Raw genomic sequence first — 11662 nt, 5'->3', positions numbered from 1 at the left:
AACCTCGTGTTCATCGGAAAGCCCCCAACAAGGCGTCAAAGGTTTCCTGGGCGATACTGATGACCCGGGCATTGGCGTTGTAGGCGAGCTGAAATTCGATCAGGCGGGCGGCTTCTTCATCGAGATTAACGCCTCGTACAGAGTTCAGCGCTTCTTCAGTGGACGCCAGTACGCCCTCAGCGGCGTCGGTTTGAATCTGAGCCTGGCGGGTTTTGGTACCCACCTGCTCCACCGCCTGGCTGTAGGCTTCGGTAAAGGTCATGCCACCATCGCGGTTGTTGACGGTGTCGGTGGTTTCCAAGCCGACAAGATCGAGTACATTGCGGTTATCGCTGACACCGCCTTCGTTCCAGCCGATGGTGAACTCGTCACCCGTTTCCGGCCGACCCCCAATCTCAAACTGAAAGCCCTGATACGTTGACTTGGCTTCCGGGGTGCCAGTAAAGATGGCGCCCGCTTCTGGACGGGTTTGCATTGAAATGCCGTCCGCCATGGTGACATCGACCTGGCCACCCACGTTAACGCCCACCGTATCGTCATTACCGGTGCCTTCCACCTTCATGAAGATTTGGTATTCGAGCTCACCCCTGGCTGTAATTCGAGCCTGAACCCGGCCCGGGCTGTCGAGCAGTGCTCCGATTTTGGCTTCTACCTCGGCTTTTACGTCTTCAGCGGTGGCGTGGTTGCCTTCCAGCGTGATGCGGCCGGTGCGGCCGTCTGGCAAATACATCTCATATGTATACGGGCCGCCTTCGCTGAAATCGAATCCGGTCAGGTTATTGAGTTGGCCGCGGGTGTTGCCGGCAACGGGCTCTATGGGCCAGCGTTCACCGGAACTGATTTCGAAGGTGTCGCCGGGATCGATGGCGCCGTTGGTTGGCCCCGGGCCAACCGGTGGCGTGCCGACGATCACATCCTGTGGTTTGTCGCCGCGCATTTCGATGAAAATGTCTTCGCCGTTCTCCTGGGTGATCGTCAGCGTCTCGCCATCGCTCTTGGCGCGAATGCCGGCTTGTTGCAGGTCGTAATGCGCATTGATGCGGTCGGCCAGGAAATTCGGATTCATTTCTTCCGGCAACTCTTCCGGGTACCCGTCCATATAGATGTTCTGGTTGGGCCCCAGGTCATTCTCGGTCAGATTGAACCCGTTTACCCAGACCTCAAATGGATTGTCAGGGTCATAGGGGGTCCCAGAGTTGGTAAAATTGGCTATTTGCACCTCGCTAAAAGCGCGCGCGGTGACGCCGTCGACCCGGTTCAGTTCATCGGCAATCTCGGCTGCGCTGGCGCCACGCGGGGTAATCAGCGTCTCGTCTTGCGTCACTTCACCAGTATTCGGGTCGGTTCTGGAGAACACAAAGCGTTCGGAATTGATGCCGTTGTAGGGCGCTACCGTTGCAGGGCCATCAAGCGCCAATGCCGGGTTTTCCGGCAAGCGCGGCCGCCAGCTACTGACGATGGTTTCACCCGGGTCATCCGTAAACAGCGTATTCGTAACGCCCGGTACGTATTCGATGTTTTCAAGCGGCGGGTCGAGCGAGACCGGATTACCGGGGTCACTGTTGTCGTACACGGAATATCGGGTCGGGCTTTCAAACACGATCACCAACGGCGGTGACAACTGCCCGTCTACCGAAAATATCTCGCTATCGCGACTGAGCATTGTGCCCTGGTTGATCTCACCGGTACCCTGATTGCCGACGCCGGTACCCGCTCGCATGGGGTAGGAGAAGGCCAGCTCGGCGGGTTCATCAATCAGCCAGTCGAGTTGGGCTGGCGCGCCGCGCAGCGGATTGATGGTGAACTCGTCCCCTTCTTTGAAATTACCGCCTTCCAGTTGAACGCGCAGGCCATCGAATTCAATCGAGTCCGGGAAGTCGCCGGTCAGAGAGCCACTGGCCACTTCAGCCCCATCGCTTTTACGAATGACTTCATAGCGCGAATTGCCGGGGCCGGTCAGGCTCAGTGTGTAATCACTGGTGGTCAGTTCCCGGGTGTCTTCAAAGAAAACGCTGAGCACCTGGTTGCGTGGCAGCGCGTTGTCGCTACTGCCCTGGGCCCGGCCGATGGAAGCCAGCTCCGGATCATTCATGTCCTGAAACGCGTTCTGACCAAAGTTGCCGTTCAGGTCGATGCCCAGCTTGTGCTGATTATTGAATTCCTGCGCGAAACCAACGGCAATGCGGCCCAAATTGTTAAGGGCAGGGTCGAGCGCGTCTGAGCGGAAGTTCAACAGGCCGGCAAGCTGGCCCCCGGAGATATCGGCGGTAATGTCATTACGCTCAATTGGGCTAACAAATCGAATGCCAAAACGCTGAGGGTCTTCGGTACCCGGTACGGCTTCAATTCGGTTGGCCTGGTTAGCCAGCACCAGTGCCTGACCACTGCCAATGGAAATATTGAACTGGTCGTTATCGACGGTCACGTCAATGTCCATATATTCAGACAACTGTCGAACCATTTCGTCTCGCTTGTCGATCAGATCGTTAGGCGGCTGGGCGCTGGCGCTGCCGCGTGCACTGACGATCTCGTTGTTCAACGTGGCAATGCCAGCCGCGAGCGAATTCACCTGCCCGGCCATGGCCTGCATCTGGCTGTTCAGGGTTTCGTTCTGGTCGGTCAGGTATTTGTGAATGGTCTGGAACCGGTCGACCAGCCCCTGGGATTCACCCAGAACCACATCCCGCGCCGGCACATAGGCTGGGTTATCCGCCCCGCCCTGCAAGCTGGCGAAAAAGCGGTCCAGTTGAGGCTGCAGGCCGGTGCGTTCATCGGCCAGAATGCGATCAACTTGCTCAATGTTGACCTTATAGGCGTTCAGCTGCTGAAATTCACTGGTGTCAGTGCGTTGCTGGGCAATCATGAACTGATCGGTAATTCGCCGTACCGACTGAATATCGACACCCTGACCAACAAAACCAAAACCTCGAAACAGGGGGTTGTTGGTATCGAGCACCACTTCCTGGCGCGAATAACCCGGCGTGCTGGCATTGGAAATGTTATGGCCGGTTACCCGCAGGGCTTCCTGTTGCGCTTTAAGACCGGTAATTGCCGTGTTGAGCAGACTCATTCTGTGGCCTCCGGCTTATGCCTGACCCAAGCTGAATTCAGCATCGGTAGTGGGCAGGCTGTTGGCGATGCGCAGGATTTTGTCGGCATAGTCCGGATCGGTGGCGTAGCCAGCAGACTGTAACGAGCGAACGAACTGTTCAGAATCAGATACCTGATCCAGTGCAGCCTGATAACGCGGGTTGCTGCTCAAAAAGTCGACGTAGTCGTTGAACGACTGGGCCGGGTCGTCATAGGCACGAAACGCATCGCGAATTGAAATCCGATTGCCTTCAACATATTCATGCGTCTGCGTATCGGCCACCGCACCTTGCCAGCGCTGATCGGCTTTAATGCCGAAGAAATTGAAGCTGTTAGCACCCTGGTCGTCCTTAATCATCGCCCTGCCCCAGCCTGTTTCCAGCGCTGCCTGGGCCACCAGTATGCGCGGCTCCACACCCAATCGCTGTGCGGCTTGCTCGGCATGGGGTAACAGGGACTCAATAAAAGCTTGTGGGGACTCAAATGCCGACAATTTATCCAGTTCAGGACTGGACAGATTGAAACTGGATGTCGGCTCTACTTCACCCATTCCCGCCGGGTCACGGAGTGCGGGTGCAACCGGCAACTCAGGACGTGTGCTGTCGTTCAATGATTTGACATCAATGTTATGAAAGTCAGCCGGACGTTGGGGCAAATTGGCCGACATCTGCTCAAACATCACTTCCGCCAGCCCATAGCCGCCAGTTTCTGCCAAGTGCAGACTGAGTTGCTGGTCGTGCATGTCGCGGTAGAATTTGGTTTCGTTACTGCTCAACAGGTCAGAGGCCATAACATCGGTGGCATCACGCATGCTTTTCAGCATCATGTTGATAAACATGGATTCAAATTGCTGGGCAACACCTTTCAGAGCGGCCGCATCGTCTTTACGGGCAAGCGATTTCAGACTGTTTAGGCCATTGAGATCGTTGTAGTTAAAGGCTGCGTCGATTTGTGAAGCCATGATTTGCCGCTCTATGGGTTAAACGTTGCCGGTTCACCGAGGCGAACCGTTACTCTCAGTTGTGCACTCAAGATATGTGCCAGAGTCAGATAACAATCAATTCAGCCTTCAAAGCCCCGGCCGATTTTAATGCCTCCAGAATCGCCATCAGATCACCTGGCGCAGCGCCTACCTGATTAACCGCATTCACAATGTCATTCAGGGTGACAGTACCGCCGAACAGGAACATCCGGTTATCACCTTCGTCGATATTGATATCGGTGTCGGGCACGACGACGGTTTCGCCATCGGTGAATCCTTCCGGCTGGCTGACTTGCAAGGCGTTGTCGATGGTAACGGTCAGGTTGCCATGGGTAATGGCAACCGGGTCAATACGGACATGCTGGCCCACAACGATAGTACCGGTGCGGCTGTTGATAATGACCTTGGCCGACTCTTCCCCGGGAGTGACCTCCAGGTTTTCCAATACACTGATGAAACTGACGCGTTGGTTGGGGTCACGCGGTGCGGTTACCCGAACTGAGGCGGCATCCACCGCAGACGCAGCACCCGGGCCGAGCAGGTCATTGATGGTTTCGGACATGCGGCGGGCCGTGGTGAAATCGGGCCGGTGCAGGTTGAACGTCAAATAATCGCCTTGCGAGAAGGTGCTGTTCACACCGCGTTCAACGATGGCGCCATTGGGGATGCGCCCGGCACTGGTAACGTTGACCTGAATGGAGGAGCCATCCAACCCTTCGGCGCCAAAACCGCTGACGACGAGGTTACCCTGAGCGACGGCGTAGGTCTGGCCGTCCGGACCGCGCAGCGGTGTCAGCAGCAGACTGCCGCCACGCAGGCTGTCGGCGTTGCCAATACTGGAGACGGTGATGTCAATTTCCTGACCGGGCTTGGAGAACGGCGGCAAGGTGGCATGCACACTGACGGCAGCGACGTTCCGCAGCCGCGGGTCTTCCCCTTCGGGTATGGTGATGCCGAACTGTTCCATCATGTTGCGGAAGGTCTGATTGGTGAAGGGGGCTCTGTCGCCCGTACCTCCCAGGCCAACGACTAGGCCGTAGCCCACCAGTTGGTTGTTACGCACACCCTGCACCCCAGCCAGATCTTTAATCCGGTCGGCATACGCCAGGCTGCCCAGCAGCAGTAGAACCAGTGTGATCGTGAAGCGTTTCATGGTGTCACCTTGTTGGCGGTTTGGGCATGCATTGAGGGATTAGCAAGTTGTGGGCCATTGCCCTCCCCCTCTCTCTAACTCTCTCCCCCAAGGGGGAGAGAGGACTTTGGAAACTCCCTCTCCCGCCTGCGGGAGAGGGCTGGGGAGAGGGTTCAACTCTGTTTTTTAAAACGGAAACAAGGGCGAGTTAAAGAACCGGGTTAGCCAACCAGGCTGACTCGCACTGGCCAGACCTCCGGCACCGCTGTATGAAATACGGGCATCGGCCAGCTTCTGGCTGGAGACGGTGTTGTCCAGGTTAATGTCCTCCGGGCGCAGCATGCCCTGAATGCGAATGAACTCAGCTCCGGTATTGAGGGTGATCCATTTCTCGCCGCGAACGCGCAGTACACCGTTTGGCAGTACTTCCGATACAGTCACCGAGATGTTGCCGCTCAGACTGTTGCTCTGGTCCGCATCGCCCCGGCCCGAGAAGTTGCGCTCTCCCTGGATGGTGGCGCTCAGCGCTTCAATCGGCGCTCCTCCGGCGATAACGGGTGCGTTCAGACCTGCTTCGCTGGATTTGGACGACGAGCTCTGGGAAGACTTGCTGCCCTGAGTTTCTTCATCCAATACAACGGTGATGATATCGCCTGTGCGCATGGCTTTCTTATCGCCATAGAGCGACATGCCATAAGCATCGTTGAACAGAGACCCATCGTTACTCGGCGGTGGCTCCAATGAATCTGATGGTACCGGCGCGAAATCCGGATCCCCTGGTTTGGGCGAGTCGCTGAGGGCAGTGACTTGCATACTGCCGCACCCCGTAAGCACGAGCGCGGCGAGTACGGTCAGAATTCCGGGTACGCTGTGAATTTTCATACTGTGCCCCTTACTGTTTACGAGCGATGTCACTTAAACCAATTAGAGATTCTGGTTAATGAAGCCCAGCATCTGATCGGCTGTGCTGACCACTTTGGAGTTCATTTCGTAGGCGCGCTGGGTTGAAATCATATCGACCATTTCTTCAACAATGGTGACGTTAGAAGTTTCCAGCGCCCCCTGAATGATGGCACCAAAGCCGTCCAGGCTGGGTACACCCACCTGTGGCTGACCACTGGCGGCCGTTTCCAGGTAAAGGTTGTTGCCGATGGCTTGCAAACCCGCCGGGTTAACAAAGTCGACCACGTCGATCTGACCGATCTCGAACGGAATGTTGTCATTCTCCGAAACGGCAGTAACGATGCCGTCGTTACCCACGGTGATGGTTTTAGTTTGCTCGGGCACCTGAATGTTGGGTTCCAGCAAGTAGCCGTTCGCCGTTACGATGTCGCCATCGGCATTCAGGTGGAAGGTGCCATCCCGGGTGTAAGAAATGTTGCCATCCGGCATCAGCACCTGGAAAAAGCCGCGACCGTTAATCGCCATATCCAGCGGTTGTTCGGTCATGTTCAGATCGCCCTGGGTAAACATCTTTTGCGTGCCAACGGTGCGCACACCGGTACCCAGCTGCAGCCCCGAGGGCAACTGTGTGTTTTGCGCACTCTGCCCGCCCGGCTGCCGCTGTACCTGATAGATCAGGTCTTCAAACACCGCCCGTTCCTTTTTGAACCCGGTGGTGCTGGCGTTGGCCATGTTGTTAGAGATGGTGGCCAGGGCGATGTCCTGTGCCTCCAGACCGGTTTTACCTACCCATAATGCCTTGTGCATGACTTACTCTCCTGCCGGGCCCGATCAGTTCAGGCGCAACAATTGTTCGGCGGCCTGGGACACATCGTCCGATGCCTTCATCATTTTGATCTGCATTTCATATTGGCGGTTAATGGCCAGTATGTTGGTCAGTTCAGCGACGGCGTTTACGTTGCTGCCTTCCACAAACCCGGAGACTATTCGTAACGCCGGGTCACCGGCCAATACCGCTTCACCCTCTCTAGGGCGAAACAGACCGTCTGTGCCTTTTTCAAAATTTTGCAGATCGGGATTGACCACTTTTAAAGCGTCAATCACCAGCATTTCGTTAGGGCCGCCACCCGCGGGGCGAATGGAGATTGTGCCGTCGCCGGCGATCTCCAGCTTTTCATAAGGCGGTAAAACAATTGGGCCACCGTTACCCAGTACCGGCTGACCCACACCGTTGATCAGCTCACCCAAGGGGGTAACTGCCAGGTCGCCGCGCCGCGTATAGGCCTCGTTGCCTTCGGCATCGAGCACGGATAAAAAACCATCACCGCCCACGGCAACATCAAGTTCGTTGCCGGTCTCAATCAGTGGACCGTCGTTGAAATCGGTTGCTGGTCGCTCGGTCATCGAATAGGCGCGAGTCGGGAAATGCTCACCGTAAACCGGCATTGCCCGGGCCTGCGCCCAGTCGGCCCGAAAGCCTGTGGTTGAGGCGTTGGCCAGGTTATTTGAGTGTGACGTTTGCGCCATCATATTGTTCTTGGCGCCGGTCATTGCAATGTAGAGGGCACGATCCATACCGGACTCCTGCTGCCGCTTTCTAAGACTGTACAGGTGGTATAGCGAAAGGTGTGCCAGGTTTGTTTATTGAGACGCAGGCCAGTAAAGACGCGGGACACGGCAGACGCAGAACGGGAAAGACGTGAAACAGGAAAGGACGGAATACAAGAAAGGAAGGCCAAACGGCAAGCTTTGGCCTGGATTGCCGGTCTGCGGAAGAGGCACTGAGCAATGCTCAGCGCTACTTCCGTTTAAAGCTACGACCCGTTTATCGTAGATTGATGATCGTCTGAGTCACGGCGTTGGCCGTCTCAATCGTCTTCGCACTGGCCTGATAATTCCGCTGCGCAATGATCAGATGCACCAGTTGCTCGGAAAGATCCACGGTTGAATCTTCCAGGGCCGCTGATTGCAAATTACCCAGCAAGCCGGTTCCCGGCTCACCAATGGTCGCATCACCGGAGGCGAAACTTTCTTTCCATTCGGTGTTGCCAACCGGGTCGAGCCCTTCATTGTTGGCAAAACTGGCCAATGCTACCTGCCCGAGCACCTGCGCTTCCCCATTGGTGTAGCGGGCGAAAATGATGCCATCGTCACCCACTTCAAGATCCTGCAAACGGCCACTGGCGTAGCCATCCTGCTGGAAATCATAGCGAGCAAACGGACCGCCGTACTGGGTCGTGCCATCGAACGAAATCGCGAAGTTCGAGTTGACGTTCGGGTCTGGGATCGGCAGGCGACCACCCTGTGCCTCAGGCAAGCCAACATAGGCACCGGTCGGTTCTCCGGTTTCCGGGTCGATCGGGCTCCAGTTGGAAATCAGAAACTCGCCGGTATTTTCTTCATCAATAGTGCCATCCGGATTAAAAAACAGTTGGAAAGACGCCATGCTCGGCTCGGTATTTTCCGGGAACGGCAGGCTGGTGTCCGGGTCGCCAATGTTTTCGCCATCAACCTGGGCATAAACTGTCCAGGAGTTCAGGGCATTGGGCCGGTTTTCATCGCCCGGGTTCTTGACGTAGAACAACTGAAGCTGGTGCTGATTGCCGATGGAATCGTAAATCGGCAGAGACGCTACTTCGTTGTAGGTTGAGGTATCATCCGGGTTGAAAGCGTTAATGGTGTAGTCTTCAAAGCTGCTGGCCGTCAAGCCGTTAAACAGACCCGTAACTCGTGGGTCTGGCTCGATCATGGTGTAGCCTTCGTTCAGAATGATGTCGACGAACCCACCAATCCTGGCATTTACCTCCGCGTCCGCCTGCCCACCAAGTACGACCGGCGCAGTCCCCTGAAAGCCCTGAACCGTCAACGTATCGTTATCATTGGGCGAATCGATGGATACCGATACATCAATACCGGTAGATGACGTAATAACAATGTCACCCGTATCGTCATCAAGCGCAGCGGTGATACTGTTCAGCGACGATTGCTGATACTGGTTTATCTCATCAACCATGTCCTGATAGGAGTTAGCAGTTATCCGCTGACCATTGATGATGATGTCCATGTCACCGGAATTGCCATAGTTTTCAGCCAGCAGGCGAACCTGGGTTTCAGCTTCTGCATCCACGCCAGCTTCTTCACTGAGTAAAGCGGCAATTTCAGCAGCCGTGGCCCCTTCCGGAATGGTAATGGGCGTCCGCTCATCGGCCTCTTCATTGAACAGAACCAGTGATTGTTCCGGGTAGCCATTGGTGATCGCGGCTTCACCCACTTCCAGGTAATTGGCATCGAAGGAATCAACCTGCAACAGGGCGTAGAGTTGCTCAACATCCAGATCATCGCCCGGTGCAAGGATGTTGGTGATTGAGACGATGGCCGCCTCACCTTCCTGGGTGGCTACAAATTGTAGCTTTTTATTATCGTTCTCATCGCGCACGACTTCAGCCTGAACGCCAATATAGTCTTCTTCAGGAACGGCGGCCAACTCACGATTAATGGCTGCCGCGAGTTGATCGACGGACAGAATGGTTTCATTCAGGCTTATCACGACGGAGCCGGACCGGTTTTCTTCATCCGGCGCCGGTACGGTCAGGTTTACCCGAAAGCTGTGGCTACGGTCTACCGGTTCAGTACCAACCGTTTTGGTACTGCTGGTCAGGCCAAGCGCATCAATCGATTCACCGGTCGCCGGGTCGGCGACATCAATGTCTATCGGAAATTCACCAATATCGGTGCGCTCAAGCACGAGGCGACCGTTCACATGGGAGGCACTCACTTCACCCGCCAGTCCCGGTGTGGTCTGAATCTGGGTGTTAATCTGATCAATCAGTTCGTTGTAGCTGGCATAGCTGCCCGGCGGAATGGTAATGGTCAGCGGAGCGCCACCATCCACAATAACATCGAGCTGGTTGTTGAAAGGTGTGTCCGGCTCACCCAGTACGCGGGTTGGCGCAGGCGAGGAAGACACCGCCATGCCCACAGTATTCATGTTGATGGACGAAGTTGTAGCACCCGCATTGTGAATAATGCTGATGTCTTCCGGCCCAATACCTACCGCCGTGTCTGTGCTTAATACCAGCCTGTTGGTAGCACCGTCCACGTTGGCATTGATGGTGTTGGCACCCAGAGCACCGTTAACTGCAGTTTCTATCGCAGTCGCAAAGGCTGCCTGGTTGGCATACCCACCAGCGGGAACCGTCATGGTAATGGCACTGCTCAGAGAGCCCACGTTAATATTAAAGACAATATCGTTACCCGCATCGGCGTTGGCAAACGGATCGGTATTGTCGAGCGTATTCAGGGTTGTACCACTGGTCAGGGTGGTATTTGTGCCAGGAATGAAGTTATTGTACTCAAGCTCCATCTGGTCATTGCCCTGAATATTGGCGGCCTGACCGGGGTCGGAGGTCAGGTCAATAAAGCCACCCGCGGTGAAGAGTTCGGTACCAGCGACCGGTGAAGTAACGGTCGGGGTCGCAAAGTTCATCCAGCCTGCGTCCAGCAAGGTGCCGGTTGAGTTAACCAGGCCAACAAAGGAGGTACCATCGGTCGCATAGGGTCCATTGGTTTCAAACGTAATGGTGCCCGCTGGGTTTTCGACCGCACGGATCTTGCCCGCCAGATCGGAATCCGATTGAATGCTGCCATTAATGGCCGACACCATATCGGCCACGCTGTTGTATGTGGCCGTGTCTCTGAACGGTTGCAGGTTCGCAGTAAGGGGAGCTGTGCCACCATTGATGTTGGGGCCCTGAATAGTGACGTCGAATGTCCAGGAGGCTTCAACGGCACTGGGCGTCCAGGGCAAACCCACGCCAACCGGATCACCCTGGTACGTGGCCGCGCTGCCTGCCGTCGTCGGAAAGCCAACGGTAGACAGGGTTGAATTGGTATCGACCAGTGAGCCCGTCTGCGCCGCGCCAATGGCCAGCCCGTTGGTACGGGTAATGGTCCCATCCTGTTGCAGTACCTGCGCACCGGCTGGCACGTTCACACGCGAATCCACATCGTGAGTGCCTCGCGGTGGCTGGTTACCGGTATCGACTTCAAGGTCGGTCAGTACCCCATTCACGATGCCGTTTTCATCAACACCAAACCCTTGCAACTTGGCACCGGTGTTACCAGTAATAAACCCTTGTTTGTCGACACCAAAAATACCGGAACGGGTATAGGTGACGGAGCCGTTCGGGTACTCCATCACGAAGAACCCGTTGCCATCCACGGCCAGATCCAGCGCCGAGTTGGTTTGACTGATATTGCCCTGGTCAAACTTCTGCCCGATGTTGCTGACGCGCACACCGGCACCGGCTTTATCCTGACCGTAGCCGAGAAAAGAGTTGGTGTAGGCATCACCAAATTCGGTACGACTGCTTTTGAAGCCCGTCGTACTGGCGTTGGCAATGTTGTTGCCAGTGACTTGAAGGTCTTTGTTTGCGGCGGCGATGCCGCTCAGGCCAGTACCAAAACTCATGGGTTGCTCCTCGCACTGCGCTGTTCAAATCCGGGATGATGCCATCACCGGTAACGGTTCCTGATGTCTTCCTCGGTCGCTCTGC

General features: G+C 55.9%; 7 protein-coding genes. All 7 read right to left on the bottom strand.

Going from position 1 to position 11662, the window contains the following annotated elements:
- Positions 1-10 precede the first annotated feature (10 nt).
- Positions 11-3070 (bottom strand): flagellar hook-associated protein FlgK, encoded by a 3060-nt coding sequence (flgK, locus tag ABJT94_RS09875; RefSeq protein WP_348475500.1) that lies wholly within the window; start codon positions 3068-3070, stop codon positions 11-13.
- Positions 3071-3085: 15 nt separating this feature from the next.
- Positions 3086-4051: a flagellar assembly peptidoglycan hydrolase FlgJ gene (flgJ, locus tag ABJT94_RS09870; RefSeq protein ID WP_348475501.1), complete on the bottom strand. Its 966-nt coding sequence runs from the start codon at positions 4049-4051 to the stop codon at positions 3086-3088.
- An 85-nt stretch (positions 4052-4136) separates the two neighbouring features.
- Complete coding sequence (locus ABJT94_RS09865; protein WP_348475502.1) at positions 4137-5225, bottom strand: flagellar basal body P-ring protein FlgI; 1089 nt, start codon at positions 5223-5225, stop codon at positions 4137-4139.
- Between the two features lie 165 nt (positions 5226-5390).
- Complete coding sequence (gene flgH, locus ABJT94_RS09860; RefSeq protein WP_348475503.1) at positions 5391-6086, bottom strand: flagellar basal body L-ring protein FlgH; 696 nt, start codon at positions 6084-6086, stop codon at positions 5391-5393.
- A gap of 42 nt (positions 6087-6128) precedes the next feature.
- A complete protein-coding gene (gene flgG, locus ABJT94_RS09855) occupies positions 6129-6914 on the bottom strand; it encodes a flagellar basal-body rod protein FlgG (protein ID WP_127555162.1) in 786 nt (261 codons plus the stop codon).
- A gap of 24 nt (positions 6915-6938) precedes the next feature.
- Positions 6939-7682: a flagellar basal body rod protein FlgF gene (locus ABJT94_RS09850; protein WP_348475504.1), complete on the bottom strand. Its 744-nt coding sequence runs from the start codon at positions 7680-7682 to the stop codon at positions 6939-6941.
- A 250-nt stretch (positions 7683-7932) separates the two neighbouring features.
- Positions 7933-11577 carry a flagellar hook-basal body complex protein gene (locus tag ABJT94_RS09845; RefSeq protein WP_348475505.1) on the bottom strand — a complete coding sequence of 1215 codons (3645 nt, stop codon included), beginning with the start codon at positions 11575-11577 and terminating at the stop codon, positions 7933-7935.
- Positions 11578-11662 lie beyond the last annotated feature (85 nt).

The organism is Saccharospirillum sp., assembly GCF_039982735.1.
Taxonomy (GTDB): Bacteria; Pseudomonadota; Gammaproteobacteria; order Pseudomonadales; family Natronospirillaceae; genus Saccharospirillum.
Note: the sequence above shows the minus strand (reverse complement) of the source record. Positions and strands in the feature narration are given on the sequence as shown.

Bases quoted from the DNA above. Each gene is read 5' to 3' on its own strand.
- flgK (WP_348475500.1), bottom strand. From the start codon at position 3,070: ATGAGTCTGCTCAACACGGCAATTACCGGTCTTAAAGCGCAACAGGAA.
- flgJ (WP_348475501.1), bottom strand. From the start codon at position 4,051: ATGGCTTCACAAATCGACGCAGCCTTTAACTACAACGATCTCAATGGC.
- ABJT94_RS09865 (WP_348475502.1), bottom strand. From the start codon at position 5,225: ATGAAACGCTTCACGATCACACTGGTTCTACTGCTGCTGGGCAGCCTG.
- flgH (WP_348475503.1), bottom strand. From the start codon at position 6,086: ATGAAAATTCACAGCGTACCCGGAATTCTGACCGTACTCGCCGCGCTC.
- flgG (WP_127555162.1), bottom strand. From the start codon at position 6,914: ATGCACAAGGCATTATGGGTAGGTAAAACCGGTCTGGAGGCACAGGAC.
- ABJT94_RS09850 (WP_348475504.1), bottom strand. From the start codon at position 7,682: ATGGATCGTGCCCTCTACATTGCAATGACCGGCGCCAAGAACAATATG.
- ABJT94_RS09845 (WP_348475505.1), bottom strand. From the start codon at position 11,577: ATGAGTTTTGGTACTGGCCTGAGCGGCATCGCCGCCGCAAACAAAGAC.